The organism is Pseudomonas sp. PDM24 (assembly GCF_019218905.1).
Lineage (GTDB): Bacteria > Pseudomonadota > Gammaproteobacteria > Pseudomonadales > Pseudomonadaceae > Aquipseudomonas.
The window spans coordinates 39,612-58,777 of record NZ_JAHUWR010000005.1; the positions used below are offsets into that span (position 1 = coordinate 39,612).

At 59.6% G+C, this 19,166-nt stretch carries 18 protein-coding genes; 12 read left to right on the forward strand and 6 right to left on the reverse strand.

Annotation, left to right across the window (positions count from 1 at the left end; genetic code table 11):
- Positions 1–376: 376 nt before the first annotated feature.
- Complete coding sequence (locus tag KW837_RS17215) at positions 377–925, forward strand: RNA polymerase factor sigma-70 (protein WP_007894994.1); 549 nt, start codon at positions 377–379, stop codon at positions 923–925.
- A gap of 132 nt (positions 926–1,057) precedes the next feature.
- Here the strand turns inward: KW837_RS17215 and KW837_RS17220 are convergent, their stop codons facing one another.
- From KW837_RS17220 to KW837_RS17230, 3 genes are all read right to left on the reverse strand, one after another.
- Positions 1,058–2,071 (reverse strand): GNAT family N-acetyltransferase, encoded by a 1,014-nt coding sequence (locus KW837_RS17220; RefSeq protein WP_218397459.1) that lies wholly within the window; start codon positions 2,069–2,071, stop codon positions 1,058–1,060.
- Between the two features lie 112 nt (positions 2,072–2,183).
- Positions 2,184–2,978, reverse strand: coding sequence for an ABC transporter substrate-binding protein (locus KW837_RS17225; protein ID WP_218397462.1), 795 nt, complete (start codon positions 2,976–2,978; stop codon positions 2,184–2,186).
- Between the two features lie 93 nt (positions 2,979–3,071).
- Positions 3,072–3,698 (reverse strand): TetR/AcrR family transcriptional regulator, encoded by a 627-nt coding sequence (locus KW837_RS17230; protein WP_008015249.1) that lies wholly within the window; start codon positions 3,696–3,698, stop codon positions 3,072–3,074.
- 178 nt (positions 3,699–3,876) lie between these two features.
- Here KW837_RS17230 and KW837_RS17235 point away from each other — a divergent pair, with 178 nt between their 5' ends.
- The 8 genes from KW837_RS17235 to KW837_RS17270 all read left to right on the forward strand — a co-directional run bounded on the left by KW837_RS17235 (position 3,877) and on the right by KW837_RS17270 (position 13,312).
- Positions 3,877–5,679 carry an acyclic terpene utilization AtuA family protein gene (locus KW837_RS17235; protein WP_218397464.1) on the forward strand — a complete coding sequence of 601 codons (1,803 nt, stop codon included), beginning with the start codon at positions 3,877–3,879 and terminating at the stop codon, positions 5,677–5,679.
- Between the two features lie 13 nt (positions 5,680–5,692).
- Positions 5,693–6,622: an SDR family oxidoreductase gene (locus KW837_RS17240; protein ID WP_218397466.1), complete on the forward strand. Its 930-nt coding sequence runs from the start codon at positions 5,693–5,695 to the stop codon at positions 6,620–6,622.
- Positions 6,623–6,624: 2 nt separating this feature from the next.
- Positions 6,625–8,241, forward strand: a complete 1,617-nt coding sequence (gene atuC / locus KW837_RS17245; protein ID WP_218397467.1) for a geranyl-CoA carboxylase subunit beta — start codon at positions 6,625–6,627, stop codon at positions 8,239–8,241.
- A gap of 68 nt (positions 8,242–8,309) precedes the next feature.
- The gene (gene atuD / locus KW837_RS17250; RefSeq protein ID WP_008075606.1) at positions 8,310–9,467 is read left to right on the forward strand and encodes a citronellyl-CoA dehydrogenase; all 1,158 of its coding nucleotides are present in this window, start codon (positions 8,310–8,312) and stop codon (positions 9,465–9,467) included.
- Positions 9,464–10,261 carry an enoyl-CoA hydratase/isomerase family protein gene (locus KW837_RS17255; RefSeq protein ID WP_218397469.1) on the forward strand — a complete coding sequence of 266 codons (798 nt, stop codon included), beginning with the start codon at positions 9,464–9,466 and terminating at the stop codon, positions 10,259–10,261. The genes atuD and KW837_RS17255 overlap by 4 nt, the downstream gene beginning before the upstream one ends.
- Before the next feature lie 110 nt (positions 10,262–10,371).
- Entirely contained in the window at positions 10,372–12,333 is a 1,962-nt protein-coding gene (locus KW837_RS17260) for an acetyl/propionyl/methylcrotonyl-CoA carboxylase subunit alpha (RefSeq protein WP_218397471.1), read from the forward strand.
- A gap of 71 nt (positions 12,334–12,404) precedes the next feature.
- A complete protein-coding gene (locus KW837_RS17265) occupies positions 12,405–12,953 on the forward strand; it encodes an exonuclease domain-containing protein (protein WP_192344109.1) in 549 nt (182 codons plus the stop codon).
- A 74-nt stretch (positions 12,954–13,027) separates the two neighbouring features.
- Positions 13,028–13,312 (forward strand): pyrimidine/purine nucleoside phosphorylase, encoded by a 285-nt coding sequence (locus KW837_RS17270; RefSeq protein WP_007895072.1) that lies wholly within the window; start codon positions 13,028–13,030, stop codon positions 13,310–13,312.
- A 73-nt stretch (positions 13,313–13,385) separates the two neighbouring features.
- Here KW837_RS17270 and KW837_RS17275 read toward each other — a convergent pair whose 3' ends face one another.
- On the reverse strand, positions 13,386–14,189 hold the full coding sequence (locus KW837_RS17275) for an MOSC domain-containing protein (RefSeq protein ID WP_218397473.1): 804 nt from the start codon (positions 14,187–14,189) through the stop codon (positions 13,386–13,388).
- A gap of 161 nt (positions 14,190–14,350) precedes the next feature.
- A complete protein-coding gene (locus tag KW837_RS17280; RefSeq protein ID WP_063341073.1) occupies positions 14,351–15,286 on the reverse strand; it encodes a chemotaxis protein CheV in 936 nt (311 codons plus the stop codon).
- 463 nt (positions 15,287–15,749) lie between these two features.
- On the opposite strand from KW837_RS17280, the gene KW837_RS17285 reads away from it, so the two are divergent.
- From KW837_RS17285 to KW837_RS17295, 3 genes are all read left to right on the forward strand, one after another.
- Complete coding sequence (locus tag KW837_RS17285) at positions 15,750–16,220, forward strand: hypothetical protein (RefSeq protein ID WP_123497547.1); 471 nt, start codon at positions 15,750–15,752, stop codon at positions 16,218–16,220.
- Between the two features lie 467 nt (positions 16,221–16,687).
- Complete coding sequence (locus KW837_RS17290; RefSeq protein WP_218398029.1) at positions 16,688–17,581, forward strand: sensor histidine kinase; 894 nt, start codon at positions 16,688–16,690, stop codon at positions 17,579–17,581.
- Positions 17,578–18,237, forward strand: coding sequence for a response regulator transcription factor (locus KW837_RS17295; protein WP_123497551.1), 660 nt, complete (start codon positions 17,578–17,580; stop codon positions 18,235–18,237). Before KW837_RS17290 ends, KW837_RS17295 begins: the two co-directional genes overlap by 4 nt.
- Here KW837_RS17295 and yegS read toward each other — a convergent pair.
- Positions 18,221–19,138 (reverse strand): lipid kinase YegS, encoded by a 918-nt coding sequence (gene yegS, locus KW837_RS17300; RefSeq protein WP_218397476.1) that lies wholly within the window; start codon positions 19,136–19,138, stop codon positions 18,221–18,223. The genes KW837_RS17295 and yegS overlap by 17 nt on opposite strands.
- Positions 19,139–19,166 lie beyond the last annotated feature (28 nt).

A 19,166-nucleotide genomic window follows, 5' to 3' on the forward strand; every position in this document is an offset into this window, starting at 1 on the left:
TTCCTGCCTGAATTCGGCTTGCAAGTGGAATCGGTTTTCGTACGTCACGCCCGTTCATGGGCATGCAGGACGCGGTCTTCGCCGACCGCGCAAGGCTTGGGAATGCTGGTTTGGCCGGGGCTTGTGCCCGCAGCCATTCACCAATGAGAACGGATGAAGTCTTGAAATAATTAGTCGCCAGGCTTGAGCGCCGGCAGGCTTGCAGTCAGGTAGGTGAGTCAGCGTGTCGCCGTTCTCACTGTGCTTTTTTGTGACGCATTAATTCTCTTTCTCAATTGACAATCATTATCATTCATCCTAATTTGTCGCTCGATGTGTAGGACGACTCCGACCCACTTGTCGTCCCACGACCCTATTTGCAGCAAGGTGATTTCCAATGACGGAACAAGTATCCACAAGCAGGTGCGATTCACCGCTACTTCAGGCTTTCGTCGACAACCGACTGATTCTGGTCAAGATTGCCGCCCGCATCACCGGTTGCCGATCACGCGCCGAAGACGTGGTGCAGGATGCGTTCTTCCGGCTGCAATCGGCGCCGCAGATCACGTCGTCAATCAAGGCGCAGCTCAGCTATCTGTTCCAGATCGTGCGCAACCTGGCGATCGACCATTACCGCAAGCAGGCGCTGGAGCAGAAGTATTCGGGCCCGGAAGAGGAAGGTCTGAACGTGGTGATTCAGGGCGCTTCGCCGGAAACCTCGCACATGAACTTCTCGACCCTGGAAAACATTGCCGATGCGCTGACGGAGTTGCCCAGCCGCACCCGTTACGCCTTCGAGATGTACCGCCTGCACGGCGTACCGCAAAAAGACATCGCCAAGGAACTCGGCGTCTCGCCAACCTTGGTGAACTTCATGATTCGTGATGCGCTGGTGCATTGCCGCAAAGTGTCGGGCAATCGTGCGGATACCTTCGCGCGCCGTTAAAAGCTTCGCGGGCAAGCCTCGCTCCTACAGTGTTGTGTCGCTTACATTATTTGTGAACGACACAACACTGTAGGAGCGAGGCTTGCCCGCGAAGACTGACTCAAGCCCGCAACAGACCTTGAGCCTTACGCATCAAGCCAACGAACACCGATCAAAAAACCGCTCACGCCCCAACACCATCAGCGCCGCGCGCTTGTGCGGGAAGTCGAACTCTTTTTCGCAGTGGAAACACTGATTGTGCATATGCCCGATCATCTTCGCGTTATCGGCGCGAGGCTCGGCGACCACTCGTTGAGTGCGTGGATCATCGAGAAACAGGTAATGCACCAGCGCCGATAGCCAGCTCGCCACCTTGTGCGGCCCGCGGTGATGTTCTTCGCCCACCAGCATGTGAATGCCACGGTCGTAATCACCGGCATCGTAGAACGGCGCAATGCGATCTTCCTTGGCCCAGTAGGCTTCGAAATAGGCAAACGGCTGATCATCGAAGCAGCCGATCAGCGTCAAGGTATGCGGGTCGGCTTCGAGCTTGCTCAGGTATTCGCGATGCTTCTCGAGACTGCCCTCCTCCTGCCAGAAACTCGCCACCCGCGGGCTGTTCTGCCAGCGGTTGAAACGCGCCAGGTCATGCTCGATTTCTACCGTGCGCAGGGAAACCCACGCACCGAGCCGTGCGTCGAAGCGTCGATACACCTCGCCACGGGGTTTCACCGCCCGCAATGGATGGCGCTTGCCGCTACTGATGACCATTTGCTGCGGATAGCTGCCGGTGCGCGACTCACCCAGCCAAGGCTGAGGCAATTGCCAGAACAGCGTGCGTTCGCAGCGATACTGGCCGGTGACTTCGGTCGCGATCAGCAATCCGCTGAGCAAGGCTTCGGTGGGCACGTCATCGAGTTGCCAGGTCAGACGCTGACACGCCGCGTCACGGGCAAACAGCCAATAGCAAGCCGCCCAGAATGCCTGGCCGTCAGTACGGCCGAAACGCTCCTCCAGCCGCAGATGCAATTGCGGCTCGCGGGTCAGCCGCAGCTCGATCAACGGTTGCCCTTGCAGGCTGAGGCTCAGGCGGCTGGCGGTTTCATCGGCTACAAGACAGTTGCCTGACGGCAAGGCCAGGGTGGTCAGGTCATTCAGATTGGACATGGGTGGGGCTCACGGTAATCGTCGACAGTTCAACGATGTGACGTGAGCCGGGGCTGGAAATTTAAGCGCAGTCGCCAAATGCTCGTCTCATGGCACTAATCAGGGGCACGATTCAGAGCTTGCGCACCGGCACCAGGGCAATTTTGTAGGGATCGAAAATCTTCAGCATCTGCCCATTGTCTCGCAGGCCTTGCAGCAACTTGCCGAATGCTTCGCCAGTAATCGGCGCCTGCGGGCGAATCAGCGCGTAATGGTGATAGACCTGATCGATCCGTTGCGACACCAGCAATTGCTCGCCGACTTTCTCGTTACGCAGCAGGTAATCGCTCAGGTACGAACGTGTCACCAAGGCAATGTCCGCCCGCCCGCGCAGCACCATCAGCAAGTTGCTGTCATGGGAATAGGTCAGCGTGGCCTTGTAGGCGTCGGCCAGATACTTGGGATCGGCATTGAAATTGGCAAACTCGTAGTGATAGCCGCTGTACAGCGCCAGACGCTTGCCCGTCAGGTCCTTGAAGTAATTCTCATCGCGACCGGGTTGCTTCTGCGCGACAAAGATTTCTGCATCTTCCAGCCCCATGTCGACGAGGGTGTGCGGGATCTCCTTCCAGCCCCAGTCCGGGTTTTCGAAAATAGCCATATCGACCCGGCCTTCCTTGAAGTCGTTGAAACGCCGGGGAATCGAGGTCGGTACCAGTACAAACTGATAATCGGTTTGCAACTGATTCAAGGCTTCCACCAGTTGCGGCAGCAGACCGGTGTCGGCACCGTTCTCCGGGCGCACGGTGTAGGGTGGAAAATGCGCGGCACCGACCCGCACCTGTTGCGCAGCCTGAGATGGCAACACGCAGCACACTGCAAGCGCCGCCAGCAAAAGCCGAGACACTGTTCGAATTGGTGAAGACATCAAAACAGCCTACTCCCCGAAAAAAATATCCATCAATGTATTCAAGCTAGGCGGTTTCGCCGACTTAGCCAGTTTCTTGCCGAGATAGACGGCTTACTGCCGTTCTTCAAGCACCAGAATCAACGCCTCATCGGCCAATTGATCGAGACTCATGCTGCCATCGGCACGAAACCAGGTGGTGGTCCAGGATAACGCGCCCGTCAGGAAACGGCGGGTGATGAACACGTCGCCACGGATAAAACCGGCGTCCTTGGCTTCGCCCAGCACCTGCAACCAGATGTCTTCATAAATATCACGCAGCGCCAAAACTTGCGCCTGACCTTCCGCTGACAGCGAACGCCACTCATATACCAGCACCGCCATGGCCTCGCCGCTGCCGCCCATGATCGACTGCAATTCGCAGCGAATCAGCGCCAAAACCCGCTCGCGCACACTGCCGGCCTCGGCCAGGGCTGCACGCATCAACGCGGTGTTGTAGCGAATGGTCTCCTCCATCACTGCCCGCAAGATCTCATCCTTGCTTTTGAAGTGATGAAAAATACTGCCTGACTGAATACCCACCGCACTGGCCAGGTCACGCACGGTGGTACGTTCATAACCTTTATTACGAAACAGGTGAGCGGCCACTTGCAGCAGTTTGCCGCGGGCGCTGTCCGGGTCGGTCAATTGGCCGCTGTCGACCAATTCGCGCATCACCCTCAGGGCTTTTTGCTCGTCCACCCGTTCTCTCCTACAGTCGATCAATCAATTGCGCCGCTGGCCGCTAAAACAGCAGGGTTGCGCGGGCAATTTAAGCTGGCGGGGGCGACCAAGCAAGCGCTTGGGCAGAAGATATTTCAGCCGTTTACAAACCAAGCGCTTGCTTGGTAGTCTCAAAGCACTTCTGTCGGAGGTGGTTATGGAATTGACTGCGCCTAAAACAATCCGCATCGGGTGCGCCAGCGCATTCTGGGGCGACACCTCGACCGCCGCCGAGCAACTGGTGGAAGGCGGGCGGCTGGACTACCTGGTGTTCGATTATCTGGCCGAGATCACGATGTCGATCATGGCCGGGGCGAGGATGAAAGATCCGGCGGCCGGCTACGCCAGCGACTTCATCGAAGTCCTCAGTCCCCTCCTCAACCAGCTCGCGGAGCAGAAGATCCGCGTCATCAGCAATGCCGGCGGCGTCAATCCACAAGCTTGCGCCGCTGCCCTGCAAGCGGCTTGCGACAAGGCCGGGGTGACGCTGAAGATTGCCGTGCTGTCGGGTGACGATCTGCAGCCGCAGTTCAAACACCTGAGCAGCCTTGGCCTGCATGAGATGTTCAGTGGTACGCCCCTGCCGCCGATGTGCGTATCGACCAACGCCTACCTCGGCGCGCCGGGCATCGTCGAAGCCCTGCGCCTGGGCGCCGACATTGTGATTACCGGGCGCGTGGTCGACAGCGCCGTGGTCAGCGCCGCGCTGGTGCATGAGTTCGACTGGTCGTGGCACGACTACGACAAACTCGCCCAGGCTGCATTGGCCGGGCACCTCATTGAATGTGGCGCCCAGTGCACCGGCGGCAATTTCACCGATTGGCACGACGTGCCCGATTACGAACACATCGGTTTTCCGATCGTCGAAGTCGGCGCCGACGGCCAGTTTATCGTCAGCAAACCCGATGGTTCCGGCGGCCTGGTTACGCCCCTGACCGTTGGCGAGCAGATGCTGTATGAAATCGGCGACCCGCAGGCCTATTTGCTGCCCGACGTGGTGTGCGATTTCAGTCAGGTCAAACTCGTGCAGCAAGGCAAAAACGCGGTACAGGTGCATGGCGCAAAAGGCTTGCCGCCGACCGATCACTATAAAGTCAGCGCCACGTATCCGGACGGTTTCCGCTGCACCGCCAGTTGCCTGATCGCCGGGATCGATGCCGTGGCCAAGGCCCGACGGGTCAGCCAGGCGATCATCAACAAAACCTCGGAAATGTTCAGCCAGCGCGGCTGGGCGCCCTACAGCGAAGTGAACATTGAGTTGCTGGGCAGCGAAGCGACTTATGGCCCCCACGGCCAGCGCCAGGACAGCCGCGAAGTGGTGATCAAACTCGCCGTGCGCCACCCAAGCAAACAGGCCTTGGTTCTGTTTTCCCGGGAAATCGCCCAAGCCGCCACCGGCATGGCGCCGGGGTTGACCGGGATCGTCGGCGGGCGGCCGACGGTGTACCCGCTGATTCGGCTGTTTTCATTCCTGATCGACAAAACGGCCTGCACCCTGCAAGTCGACCTCGCCGGTGAGCGCCACCCGTGCGCCCTGCCCGCCCTCGATGTACTCGACCCGGATGACTTGCCGCTACCGTTCGATCCACCCCAACCCACCGAGCGCGCCGACGCCAGCGTAGCCCTGATCAAACTCGCCGTGGCGCGCTCAGGCGACAAGGGCAATCACAGCAACATCGGCGTCATGGCCCGCCATCCCGACTACCTGCCATGGATCGCCGAGGCGCTGACACCTGAGGTGATGGTCGACTGGATGAGCCATGTCCTCGACCCGATCCACGGACGTGTCGAACGCTGGTATTTACCCGGCACTCAGAGCTTTAATTTTCTTCTGGAGAACGCGCTCGGCGGCGGTGGCGTGGCCAGCCTGCGGATCGATCCGCAAGGCAAGGCGTTCGCCCAACAACTGCTGGAGATCCAGATTCCGGTGCCGCAGCACATTGCTGATCAGGTCAACTAGAGGACCGTCGCCCATGGCTTATGACTCGATTTTCAAACCCGACCTGTTCGCTGGCCAGAACATCATCGTCACCGGTGGCGGCAGCGGCATTGGCCGTTGCACCGCCCATGAGCTCGCAGCCCTCGGCGCGCAGGTGCTGCTGGTGGGGCGTAATGCCGAGAAACTGAAAAAGGTCGCCACCGAAATCACTGAAGACGGGGGGAAAGCCAGCTGGCAGGTCTGCGATATCCGCGATGAAGACGCCGTCACGCAATTGGTCAGCGAACTGATCCGCAAACACGGGCCGATTCATGGGCTGGTCAACAATGCCGGCGGGCAGTACCCCTCGCCCCTGGCGTCGATCAATCAGAAAGGGTTCGAAACCATACTGCGCACCAACCTGGTGGGCGGTTTTCTGATGGCCCGTGAGGTGTTCAATCAGTCCATGAGCAAGCACGGCGGCGCCATCGTCAACATGCTCGCCGACATGTGGGGCGGCATGCCCGGCATGGGTCACTCGGGCGCGGCGCGCTCGGGCATGGACAACTTCACCAAGACCGCCGCGTTTGAATGGGGCTATGCCGGCGTGCGGGTCAACGCCGTCGCGCCGGGCTGGGTCGCTTCCAGCGGCATGGACACCTACGAAGGTGCGTTCCGGGCCGTAATCCCGACCCTGTGCGAACACGTACCGCTCAAGCGCATCGGCACCGAATCGGAAATCAGCGCGGCGATTGTTTTCCTGCTCAGCCCGGCAGCCGCTTTTGTCAGCGGCAGCACGTTGCGCATCGACGGCGCCGCCAGCCTCGGCGGGCGGGCCTGGCCAATGCACAAGGCGCAGAACAGTCATTCCTACAACGGTTTTCACCGCGCCTATTTACCCGAAGTACTCAGACCCGACGCGTCCAAACCTGACGCCTCCAAACCAGACGTCTCCAAACCAGATGAATCCAAGGACAAGGAATAACCATGCCGGTCATCCAGTCCCAGGTAGACCCGTTCAGCGAATCGTTCGCCCGTCACCGTGCGGCCATGCTGGCCGGCATCGAGCAGGTCCGCCAGCTCGAACAGAACCTGCTGAGCAAAGCCGCCGAAGCCAAGCCCAGGTTCGACAAGCGCGGGCAACTGCTGCCCCGGGAGCGGCTTAACCTGCTGCTTGACCCCGGCGCGCCGTTCCTCGAACTGGCGAGCCTGGCCGGCTACAAGCTGCACGACGACAAGGACGGCAGCTCGGCCGGCGGCGGTTTGATCGCCGGGATCGGTTACGTGTCCGGCGCGCGGGTTTTGGTGGTGGCGAACAACAGCGCGATCAAGGGCGGAACCATTTCCCCCAGCGGTTTGAAAAAATCCCTGCGCCTGCAACAGATCGCCATGGAAAACAAATTGCCGGTAATCACCCTCGCGGAAAGCGGAGGCGCCAACCTCAATTACGCGGCGGAGATTTTCGTCGAAGGCGCGCGCAGCTTTGCCAATCAGGCGCGGATGTCGGCCATGGGCTTGCCACAAATTACCGTGGTCCATGGCTCGGCCACCGCGGGCGGCGCGTATCAACCGGGGTTGTCGGATTACGTGGTGGTGGTGCGCGGCAAAGCCAAGCTGTTTCTTGCCGGGCCGCCGCTGCTCAAGGCCGCCACCGGTGAAGTCGCTACCGATGAAGAACTGGGCGGCGCCCAGATGCACGCGCAAACCGCCGGCACCGCCGAATACCTGGCCGAGAACGATGCCGATGGCGTGCGCCAGGTGCGCGAGATCATGAGCCTGTTGCCGTGGAACGATCAGTTGCCATGGTTACCCGAACGTCGGTGGGAAGAACCGCTCTACCCCATCGACGAACTGCTGGGGCTGATCCCAGATGACCCGAAAAAGCCCTACGACGTGCGCGAAATCATCGCCCGGATTGCCGACGCGTCGAACTTCCTCGAATTCAAGGGCGAGTTCGACCAGCAAACGATCTGCGGGCATTTGCAGATTCAGGGTCGAGCCTGCGGCTTCATCGGCAACAACGGCCCGATTACGCCCAAAGGTGCGAGCAAGGCTGCACAGTTCATTCAGCTCTGCGACCAGAGCCAGACGCCCCTGCTGTTTTTCCACAACACCACCGGTTTCATGGTCGGCACCGAGTCGGAACAACAAGGGGTGATCAAGCACGGCGCGAAAATGATTCAAGCGGTGGCCAATGCCCGAGTGCCCAAACTGACGATCGTCGTCGGCGGTTCCTACGGCGCTGGCAACTACGCAATGTGCGGTCGTGGCCTCGACCCGCGCTTCATCTTCGCCTGGCCCAACAGCCGCACCGCGGTGATGGGCGGCGCTCAGGCCGGCAAAGTGCTGCGGATCGTCACCGAAGCCAAACAGCTCAAGGACGGGTTGGTGCCCGACCCGAAAATGCTCGACATGCTGGAACAAGTCACCGCGCAGAAGCTCGACAGCCAGTCCACCGCGTTGTATGGCAGCGCCAATCTATGGGACGACGGGCTGATCGATCCGCGGGACACCCGCACGTTGCTCGGGTACTTGCTGGACATCTGCCATGAGGCCGAAGTTCGTTCGCTGCAATCCAACAGTTTCGGCGTAGCCCGTTTTTGATGACGCGGAGCGTCTAAGGCTGCATTCCCACGCAGAGCGTGGGAACGATCACAGGAGAACAATAAAAAATGATCTTCACCCAGGAACACGAAGCACTGCGCCGCACCGTCCGCCAATTCGTCGATCACGAGATCAATCCTCATGTCGAGGAATGGGAAAAGGCTGGGCGCTTTCCGATCCATGAGATCTTCCGCAAGGCGGGCGACCTCGGTCTGCTGGGGATTTCCAAACCGGAAAAATTCGGCGGCATGGGGCTCGACTACAGCTATTCGATTGTGGCCGCCGAAGAGTTCGGCACCATTCATTGCGGCGGTATTCCGATGTCCATCGGCGTGCAGACCGACATGTGCACCCCGGCCCTGGCGCGTTTCGGCTCCGATGAACTGCGCGAAGAATTCCTCCGCCCCGCGATCACCGGCGAGCAGGTTGGCTGCATTGGCGTCTCCGAAGTCGGTGCCGGCTCCGACGTAGCAGGTTTGAAAACCACCGCCCGCAAGGACGGCGACGACTACGTGATCAACGGCAGCAAGATGTGGATCACCAACTCGCCGAGCGCCGATTTCATTTGCCTGCTGGCCAACACCTCGGATGACAAGCCGCACATCAACAAGTCGCTGATCATGGTGCCGATGAACAGCCCCGGCATCAGCCTCAGCTCGCACCTGGACAAGCTCGGCATGCGCAGCTCGGAAACCGCCCAGGTGTTTTTCGACAACGTGCGCGTGCCGCAACGCAACCGCATTGGCCACGAAGGCGCGGGGTTCATGATGCAGATGCTGCAGTTCCAGGAAGAACGATTGTTCGGCGCGGCGAACATGATCAAAGGCCTGGAGTATTGCGTCGACAGCACCATCGAGTATTGCAAGGAGCGCAAGACCTTCGGCAATGCGCTGATCGATAATCAAGTCATCCATTTCCGCCTGGCCGAACTGCAAACCGAAATCGAATGCCTGCGGGCGCTGGTCTATCAGGCCACCGAGCAATACATCAAAGGCCAGGACGTCACCCGTCTGGCGTCCATGGCCAAACTCAAGGCCGGGCGACTGGGCCGGGAAGTCAGCGACAGTTGCCTGCAATATTGGGGCGGCATGGGCTTCATGTGGGACAACCCGGTGGCGCGGGCTTACCGCGACGTGCGGCTGGTGTCGATCGGCGGCGGCGCCGACGAAATCATGCTGGGGATCATCTGCAAACTCATGGGCATCCTGCCGGGGAAAAAGAAATGAACACCCTTCCCGTTTGCCAGACCCTGTTGCTCGAACGGCATAGCGGCGTCCTGCACATCACCCTCAATCGCCCCGACAGTCGCAACGCCATGAGCTTGCAAATGGTCGCCGAGCTGCGTGCGGTGCTGGCGGCGGTGCGCGATGACCGGCAGGTTCGCGCGTTGGTGATCGGCGGTGCCGGCGGGCATTTTTGTGCCGGTGCCGACATCAAGGACATGGCCAATGCCCGCGCTCAGGGTCAGACGGCCTACCGCGAATTGAACCGTGCGTTCGGCGCCTTGCTGGAAGAAACCCAGCACGCGCCGCAAGTGGTCATCACGGTGCTGCAAGGCGCGGTACTTGGCGGCGGCTTCGGTCTGGCCTGCGTCAGCGATATCGCGATGGCCGATCATCAGGCGCAATTCGGCCTGCCGGAAACCAGCCTCGGCCTGTTGCCGGCGCAGATCGCACCGTTCGTGGTGCAGCGCATCGGCCTGACCCAGGCCCGCCGACTGGCCCTGACCGCCGCACGGTTCGATGGCACCCAGGCCCGGCGCATGGGATTGGTGCATTTTGTCGAGCATGACCCGCAAGCCTTGGCCGAGCGCCTCGATGAGGTGCTGGCCCATGTGTTGTGTTGCGCCCCGGGGGCGAATGCGGCGACCAAAAAACTCTTGCTGGCGAGTGCGGCGCAACTCTCGGATGGCCTGCTGGATCAGGCGGCCGAGTGGTTCAGTGACGCAGTGACCGGGGATGAAGGGATCGAGGGGACGATGGCCTTTGTGCAAAAGCGAAAACCGGGTTGGGCGATTTAAGAGCTTCGCGGGCAAGCCTCGCTCCTACAGGGGTATCACGCAGTCCGTAGGAGCGAGGCTTGCCCGCGAAGAGGCCCTCACATTCACCGCAAAAACCAAGGGAATAACCCATGCCCGCCTTCAGCAAAATCCTGATCGCCAACCGCGGTGAAATCGCCTGCCGCATCCAGCGCACCGCGCAAGCGCTGGGCTACCTCACCGTCGCCGTGTTCAGCGACGCCGACGCCGATGCCTTGCATGTGCAGATGGCCGACGAAGCCGTGAATATCGGCCCGGCCCCGGTGCAGCAGTCTTACCTGAACATCCCGGCAATCATCGACGCCGCCCGGCGCACCGGTACCGATGCGATCCACCCCGGTTACGGCTTCCTCTCGGAAAACGCAGAATTCGCCCGCGCCTGCCAACAGGCCGGCATCATCTTCATCGGCCCGAGCCCCGAGGCCATTGAACTGATGGGCAGCAAACGTCTGTCGAAACTCGCCATGATCAAAGCGGGCGTGCCCTGCATCAAAGGCTATCAGGGCAGCGAACAGGACGACGCGACCTTCGGCCGTGAAGCCGAACGCATCGGCTATCCGCTGATGATCAAGGCCAGTGCCGGCGGCGGCGGTCGTGGCATGCGCCTGGTGCACAGCGCTGAAGAGTTGCTGGAGCAGATTCGCACCGCACGCTCCGAGGCGCGGCATGGGTTTGGCAGCGACGAACTGATCCTCGAGCAAGCCTTGATCGACCCGCGTCACGTCGAGGTTCAGGTGTTCGGCGATCAGCACGGCAACCTGATCTACCTTGGTGAGCGCGATTGTTCGATCCAGCGTCGCCACCAGAAAATCATCGAAGAAGCGCCCTGCCCGGTAATGACCGCCGAGTTGCGCCAGGCCATGGGCGAAGCGGCGCTCAAGGCGGGGCGCGCGGTGAATTATGTCGGCGCCGGCACTGTGGAGTTCCTGCTGGATGCTCGCGGGCAGTTTTACTTTCTGGAGATGAACACCCGGCTGCAAGTGGAACACCCGGTGACAGAGCTGATCACCGGCCTCGATCTGGTGGCCTGGCAGTTTCACGTGGCCGAAGGACTGCCACTGCCGTTGCAACAGGAGCAGGTTCAGCTCAACGGCCATGCCATGGAAGTGCGTCTGTATGCCGAAGACCCAGCCCAAGGATTTCTGCCGCAAACCGGGCGAATCGCAGCCTGGGAACCTGCGTTGCCGGGCGGTGTGCGGATCGACCATGGCTTGATCGAGGGCCAGTCTGTCAGTCCGTTTTATGACCCGATGCTGGGCAAGCTCATCGCCCACGGCGCCACCCGCGAAGAAGCCCGGCGCAAGTTGCTGCGGGCGGTACAGGACAGCGTGCTGCTGGGCGTGCAAAGCAACCAGCGCTTGCTCGCCTGTCTGCTGGAACATCCACAGTTCATCAGTGGCGAGTTCAGCACCGGGTTCATCCCCACGCACTTCGCCGATCATCCCTGCCTGCATCCCCATGTGCCGAGCGCCGAAGAACTGGCCATCGGCGCGGCGCTGTTTTATCAGGCTTCAGCGCAGGCTCACCGCGCCCCGCTGGCCGGTTGGCGCAACAACGCCAGCGTGCCCTTGCACTACCGAATCGGCCTTGGGGATCAGGATTGGCCGGTGCAATTGAACGCTGAATCTGGCGAACCTTGCCGCATTCAGGTCGGCGCTCGCACCCTTGAATTGAAGGTTATCCAGTGCGACGACCACTGGGCCACGCTGGAAATCGACGGCATCCGCCAACGCCATGCCTATCGCCTCGAGGCCGGGCAACTGTGGTTGTTCACGCGCCCCGGCTGCCTGCGACTGGTCGATCGCACCCTGGCGCTGGTCAGCGGACAGGCCAGTGTCAGTTCCGGCACGCTCAAAGCGCCGATGGACGGGGCGATCGTCGATGTACTGGTCAGTGAGGGCAGCCCGGTCAGCAAAGGTCAGCTATTGGTGGTGCTCGAAGCAATGAAAATGGAGCATCCGCTCAAATCGGGGATTGACGGAGTGCTTAAACGCTTGCAGGTCAGGGTCGGCGATCAGGTTAAAAATCGTCAGATTTTGTTAGAGGTCGAATAAGCCGCTAGGCGGATCCGCCGGGTTTGGCTACGCTCAAGCCCTATCAGGACGCGGATACCAGGAACCCTGCGATGCCTCACTGGTTGGTCATTGATCTGGAAGCCACCACCGATGAGGGCGGCTGGCCAGTCACGGAAATGGAAATCATCGAAATCGGTGCCACCCTCGTGGACCGCAAGGGCCAGGAACTGGATCACTTCCAGTGCTTCGTGCGCCCGTTGCGCCGGCCCTTGCTGACGCCGTTTTGCCGGGAACTGACCCACATCACCCAGGCCAATATCGATGCCTCACAGCCGCTCACCGACATCTGGCCGTTGTTCGAGCGCTGGCTCGCCCAACATCACGCGAGCCTGGAAGGCTGGGCCAGTTGGGGCGATTACGACCGCAAACAACTGCTTCAGGACTGGCAGCGCCTGCAACTCGACAGCGCCCTGAGCCGAGTGCCGCACATGAACCTCAAGCAACGCTTCGCCAAGGCTTGTCGGCTGGAGCGCCCGCTGGGGCTCAACGGGGCCCTGCAACTGGCGGGCCTGCAGTTCAACGGTCAGCAGCATCGAGCACTGGAAGACGCGCGCAATACGGCGCGTTTGTTACCGCTGATTTTCCCCGCTAATCCTTGAGTGCAGGAGGTGACGCCTATCGACACCTTGTGCATACTGGCCGGCCCTTTTTAGCCCTTTTCGAGGAACCGCCCATGTTTAAAGTCAACGAGTACTTCGACGGCACCGTCAAGTCGATCGCCTTTGGCACCGCTGAAGGTCCAGCGACCATCGGCGTCATGGCACCGGGCGAATACGAATTCGGCACCAGCCAGCGTGAAATCATGCACGTGGTGTCCGGCGCCCTGACCGTCAAACTGCCTGACAGCGACACCTGGGAAACCTTCGCCGCCGGCAGCCAGTTCAACGTACCCGCCAACAGCAAATTCCAGCTGAAAGTGGCCGTCGACACCGCTTACCTGTGCGAATACCGCGGCTAAACCCCCGGGTTTTCACAGCGACAAAAAAATGCCCGTGTCCTTGGACGCGGGCATTTTTTATTTTGAAGGGCTTTTATTCGAGAATCGTCACGGGCATGCCGACTTCAAGCCGGCCATTGCCGTCGTTGACCAGATTCTGCCCGAACATCGCGCCGTCGGCCTCGGTGCGGTATTTCTGCAATGTGGCCAGCGGTTCACGATCTTCGCTGCGTTCGCCGGTCTGCGGGTCGATGGTGGTCAGAATGCAGCGTGAGCAGGACTTGACCACGCGGAACTCGACATCGCCAATGCGGATGCGCTTCCAGCTATCTTCGGCATACGCTTCACTGCCCTCGATCACCAGATTGGGCCGGAAACGCAACATCTCCAGCGGCCGCCCGACTTTGCTCGACAAGTCTTCCAGCGACGCCTGACCAATCAGCAACAACGGGAAACCGTCGGCAAACGCCACCTGATCATCGTCCTTGCCATAGCCGGCCTGGGTGGTCCGCGCGCGATCAAGCGGCACTTGCACCAGACGCGTTGGCTTGCCGATGAACTCACTGACCCAGGCACCCGCCGCATCGCCGGCATCGGGGACGCGCAAGGTGTCGCGCCAGATGGTCACCCCGCGCAGATCGGCCTCGCCGTCAGGCAACGCAATATCGATCGGTGAATGACCCGGGGCACTGAGGGTCAAGCCGCCGCCGGCATTCCACAACGCCGACAGCTGACTCATTTTGGCGACCGCGCGCTGGGTCAGAAAGCGCCCACTGGCTTCGTCCACCAGCATCCAGCGTCGATCACCGTCCAGTCCCAGCTTGTCCAGGCTGACCTGATTGAGGGGCTCGCCCTTGCCGGATTTCAATGGAAAACGATAAAGCGCGCTCAGACGCATGGCCAACTCCCTGGTGGGTAAAAACGCCACCCTATACGAGCTTGATGGCCGAATCAAAGCCCTATTGAGAGCGCTTGCCCGCTTTTCGTAGGAGCCAGGCTTGCCGGCGAAAGCACTCTTAAGGACGCCTTCGCCGGCAAGCCTGGCTCCTACGTTCCGATTCAGGCAGGTATTGCGTCGAGCATAAGGCGCTGGCGCACCACGTCGACGAGTTTGTCGGGCTGGAATTTGGAGAGGAAGTTGTCGCAGCCGACCTTCTTCACCATCGAGTCGTTGAAGCTGCCCGACAGCGAGGTGTGCAAGACCACATAAAGCCCGCGCAAACGGGGGTCGTTACGGATTTCGGTGGTCAGGCGATAGCCGTCCATCTCCGGCATTTCCGCATCGGTGAAGATCATCAGCAGCTTGTCGGTCATGACTTCGCCCGTATCGGCCCAGGCCTTGAGCATGTTCAGCGCCTTCAAACCATCGCTGGCAATGTGCATCTTCACGCCCAATTGGCCCAAGGTGTCGCGCAACTGCGACAAGGCCACGTTAGAGTCATCCACCAGCAGCACTTCACGGCCACGGGCACGCTCCAGCACCGGATCGTCGAGTTTGTCGCGCGATACCTTGGCGTTGTACGGAACGATCTCGGCCAGGACTTTCTCGACGTCGATGATTTCCACCAACTGATCATCGACCTTGCTGATGGCGGTCAGGTAATGCTGGCGACCGGCACTGGCCGGCGGCGGCAAAATGGCTTCCCAGTTCATGTTGACGATGCGGTCCACGCCACCGACCAGGAACGCCTGCACCGAGCGGTTGTACTCGGTGACAATAATGGTACTGGTGGGACTTGGCACCAACGGGCGCATGCCGATGGCCTGGGACAGGTCGATCACCGGCAGCGTCTGGCCACGCAGGTTGACCACGCCGCACACAAAGGGATGGCGTTGCGGCATCAGGGTCAGCTTCGGCAGCTGAAGCACTTCCTGAACTTTGAAGACATTGATCGCAAACAATTGCCGTCCGGCCAGCCGAAACATGAGAATTTCCAGGCGATTCTCACCCACTAGTTGCGTGCGTTGGTCTACCGTGTCGAGAATGCCGGCCATTAATGACTCCTGGGCTTGTTCTGATGAATTCACTAAAGGGAGTTATCGGCTGTTTTTGCCGGACCTTGACCCCCAGACAAAATGCCAGGCTCAGGCATTGATGTCACATTAACATCATGCTTTACTGGCTCCGTGATTTTCATCTGCTTCCTTCCCTGCGGCGCGACCTCGGTTTGCACGTTAGGTTCCCCTGCGTAAGGGATTCCCCTAGTAACAATCAGGCCCAACCTGATATTCGCAATATCCAATAGCCATTAATGTGACGCCATTCTCATTGCATGAATGGAGTCAGGCTTTTGTGTGCGATTGCAGGTCAGTGGCCATCCACCCTCTCGAGTTCCCCTGCCGGCGCTCAAACCTGCCGGAGCGCGATATCACGAAGGCTTGGCAGCGCGGGGACACATATGGTTCTCGTCGGCACACACGACATTCCCTCATCTGACACGACGTTGTGGAGATAAGCATGCCGAACGACACCAAAGAGTGGGCTCAGCGATTTCCGGAATTTCTCGTTGAGGCTGAAACACTCTTGGCCAAATCCGAGGAATGCCTGAGTCATTTGCAACTGATCAGCAATGACAAGGACGCCATCGATTGCATGCTCAGCACCCTTCTCAAGCTGTCCAGCAAGGCCGATGCCTTGGCACTGGCGGCGGTCTCGGAGTTCTCGCTGCATATTCATGGATTACTGAGCTGCGCGCAGAACCACATGGACCTGCACGATCAAGCCCTGGACGCGCTCAAGGACTGCTTCACATTATTGGCCTGGCAACTCGAACTTATCGATCAGACTACCGGCCAACTCGGTCTCGATGACACTGAACAGACCTCACTGATAGAAGCGTTTGCGTTTCAAGTGGGACAAAGTCAGTTTCAGCCGCCCAGCCATGCCAGACCCTTCAGGTTGGTTTCGTTCTCGGAACGGCAAGCTTAAAAACATCAGCCCTGGCCGTGTTGCGCTTTTCTATTGCCATGACGCCGCCCTATAACTTGATGTGCTCATGCCGCAATTGAATGGGTCATTGCGTCGAAGACAGTTCGAGATAGTTATCCCTGTCTCGACTTCAGATAGTGGGCAGTAAAAAACAAAATGCCTGGCAATCGATATCTTCCGACGACAACAATCGAAAGTTTTTCCGTTATGGAACCATCGTCCAAAAACTATATTTTGACTATATAGAGCTATATACCAAACGCGACCAACGGTATGTTAAGTGGTAGTATGCCGACCATTAGTTGACGCCAATTAATGGCAAAGTGATCCAGCCAAGCCCCCTGAAGGCTGCATTTCCGGCACTGCACCACAGCCGAAGGCGACTTCACACAACGATTTCCACACACAGACCCGTCAGCCCTTGTGGCCGGTCTGCCCGCAGCGAACATCTATTGGCTCCATCCGCTATGTACGCCAGCCTCAAGTCAATTACCCTGTGGCCACCCTCCCGAAAAAACGCGCGCCGGTTCACGCTTTTTCTGTGTATCTGTTCGACGCTTGGCAGCCTGCTGGTCTACAGCTTGTCCATGTCTGTGCCGTTGAGTCTGCTGGTGCTCAATAGTGCAGCGCTGACCTGTGTCTGGGTGGGACATTGCCTTTCGCGCAAATCGATAAAGTTTCAACCTCAAGAACTGGCTGACCGTCTGCTGCAAGTGCAGGAAAACGAACGCCATCGGCTCAGTCGGGAGCTGCATGATGACATCGGTCAATTGCTGACCGCCGCGAAACTTCAAAGTGAATGGCTCAAACGTCGAATGCCCGAAGAACTGCAGGGTCAGTGTTCGGTACTGTGCGATACGCTGGACGAAACACTCACCAAGGTGCGAGACGTGTCGGCCATCCTGAATCCGCGGCAACTGGCCAGTCTCGGGCTGGAAGCCAGCCTGCGTGCACATTTACTCAGGACCCTGGCCAATACCTCCGTGCATTGGAGCCTGGAATGCCATCAACGCCTGACGGGCATACCGGAGGAAATGGCGGTGGCAGCTTTTCGCATCACCCAAGAAGCGGTTACCAATATACTGCGTCACGCCGAGGCCAGTAATTTGTTGGTCCGCCTGCAACGCCTGCCCCAAGGCCTGACGTTGTTGATCAGCGACGACGGCCTGGGTTTCGCGCCAGCGGCAGATCCCGCTCGCGAGGGGCAACGCGGAATGGCCGGGATGTCGGAACGGATCGATCAGTTAGGTGGCACACTGACCGTGACCAGCGAGCCGGGCAAAGGCACTCAAATCGAAGCACTCTTCCCTTGGGCGCCCCGTGCGCTAGAACGGGCCAGTACGAATAAGGTTATGCATTGACTTGTAACTTACTTCTGGTGGATGACCACTCGCTTATCAGGGCTGGCGTGCGCGCCCTGGTGCTGGATATTCCCGGCTATGCGGTAATCGGGGAGGCCAATGACGGCTCACTGTTAGTCGAGATGGTCGAGCAGCTGTCCCCGGACATCATTCTGCTGGATATTTCCATGAAGGAAACCGGTGGTCTTGAAGCCTTGCAGCGACTCAAGCGCGTACGCCCGCAGTGCAAAGTGCTCATCCTGTCGATGCACACCGACCCGGCGCTTATCATGCAGGCCCTGGAATCAGGGGCTCATGGCTACCTGCTCAAGGACACCACGGCCACCGAACTCGAACATGCGCTGGATGCCTTGCGCAATAACGAACGCTATCTGAGCCCGGCCATTGCCCATACAGTCATCAACCAGGCGCTGACTCGAGCGCAGAAAAATCAGGCGCAAACCCAGGACTCGCACAACCTGACGGCACGTCAGCTGGAAATCCTGCGACTGATTGTTCGCGGAAAATCCACCCGGGAAATCGCCAATGGCCTGGCTCTGAGCATCAAGACTGTCGAAACCCACCGCTCGCAGATCATGAAACGCTTGCAGATCTACGATGTGGCCGGCCTGGTGCTGTTCGCCGTGCGCGAGCAAATCATCAGTCTGGACGATTAACTGGATTCGAGACGCTCAGCAGCGGCGAGCCTTCGGGCAAATGCACACGCAATGCCGCCGGGCGCGCCGAGAAACGCAGACTGTCGCCCTCCAGAGGCTCACCATCAAGGTTGATATAAAGGCCCTCCGAGACTTTGATCTCCACCCATGGCAAGCGAGCTCGTACGAACATGTTGTCGATGCCGAAGCCATCGGCCAGCAAATCTTTCAAGGTACCGACCACTTCCTGTGGCGCGGGCAAAATGCTGATATCCAGCAGACCATCGTCAGCCAGCGCCAGCGGGCACAACACATGACCACCGCCAGCCTGTCGGCCATTGCCAATGCCCAATGCCAACAATTCGCCGCGCCAGTGAAAATCTGGCCCCTGCAACTCGCCATAGGCCGCATGCAACTCACTGAAGCGCGATAAACCCGTGAAGAGATAAGCGGCGCCGCCAAGAATTTTTTTCAGATCTTCGGAGGTATTGGCCGTGACCTGACTGCCAAAGCCGCCAGTGGCCATGTTCAGGAAAACCTGACCGCCGACTTCCCCCAGATCAATGGTTCGCGGGACAGCCTCCAGAAGATCCAACGCCTGAGCGGGCTCCAGAGGCACACCGGCAGCACGCGCAAAATCATTGGCGGTGCCCAAGGGCAAAAGTACCAGACTGGCCTGCGTCGAATGCGCCGCCATGGCTTCAGCGATGTCACGCAAGGTACCGTCGCCGCCGCCGGCAATCAGTTGCGTATAGCCTGCCGTCAGCGCTTCTTCCACCAACCGCTGCGCATCACCGGCCTCCCAGGTCAGTCGAACAGCCAGTTTCCAGCCCTGCCGGCGCTTGCCTTCGACGGCTGCACGGACCTCCTCATTGAGTGCCTGCTTGCCATGCAGAATCAACAGTGCCTTGCGCTCGCTCATTTTTGCCACTCCCCTATCCGCAATTCCA

Bases quoted from the DNA above. Each gene is read 5' to 3' on its own strand.
- KW837_RS17290 (WP_218398029.1), top strand. From the start codon at position 16,688: ATGTACGCCAGCCTCAAGTCAATTACCCTGTGGCCACCCTCCCGAAAA.
- yegS (WP_218397476.1), bottom strand. From the start codon at position 19,138: ATGAGCGAGCGCAAGGCACTGTTGATTCTGCATGGCAAGCAGGCACTC.
- KW837_RS17215 (WP_007894994.1), top strand. From the start codon at position 377: ATGACGGAACAAGTATCCACAAGCAGGTGCGATTCACCGCTACTTCAG.
- KW837_RS17255 (WP_218397469.1), top strand. From the start codon at position 9,464: ATGAACACCCTTCCCGTTTGCCAGACCCTGTTGCTCGAACGGCATAGC.
- KW837_RS17285 (WP_123497547.1), top strand. From the start codon at position 15,750: ATGCCGAACGACACCAAAGAGTGGGCTCAGCGATTTCCGGAATTTCTC.
- KW837_RS17225 (WP_218397462.1), bottom strand. From the start codon at position 2,978: ATGTCTTCACCAATTCGAACAGTGTCTCGGCTTTTGCTGGCGGCGCTT.
- KW837_RS17240 (WP_218397466.1), top strand. From the start codon at position 5,693: ATGGCTTATGACTCGATTTTCAAACCCGACCTGTTCGCTGGCCAGAAC.
- KW837_RS17260 (WP_218397471.1), top strand. From the start codon at position 10,372: ATGCCCGCCTTCAGCAAAATCCTGATCGCCAACCGCGGTGAAATCGCC.
- atuD (WP_008075606.1), top strand. From the start codon at position 8,310: ATGATCTTCACCCAGGAACACGAAGCACTGCGCCGCACCGTCCGCCAA.
- KW837_RS17280 (WP_063341073.1), bottom strand. From the start codon at position 15,286: ATGGCCGGCATTCTCGACACGGTAGACCAACGCACGCAACTAGTGGGT.
- KW837_RS17270 (WP_007895072.1), top strand. From the start codon at position 13,028: ATGTTTAAAGTCAACGAGTACTTCGACGGCACCGTCAAGTCGATCGCC.
- KW837_RS17265 (WP_192344109.1), top strand. From the start codon at position 12,405: ATGCCTCACTGGTTGGTCATTGATCTGGAAGCCACCACCGATGAGGGC.
- KW837_RS17220 (WP_218397459.1), bottom strand. From the start codon at position 2,071: ATGTCCAATCTGAATGACCTGACCACCCTGGCCTTGCCGTCAGGCAAC.
- KW837_RS17235 (WP_218397464.1), top strand. From the start codon at position 3,877: ATGGAATTGACTGCGCCTAAAACAATCCGCATCGGGTGCGCCAGCGCA.
- atuC (WP_218397467.1), top strand. From the start codon at position 6,625: ATGCCGGTCATCCAGTCCCAGGTAGACCCGTTCAGCGAATCGTTCGCC.
- KW837_RS17275 (WP_218397473.1), bottom strand. From the start codon at position 14,189: ATGCGTCTGAGCGCGCTTTATCGTTTTCCATTGAAATCCGGCAAGGGC.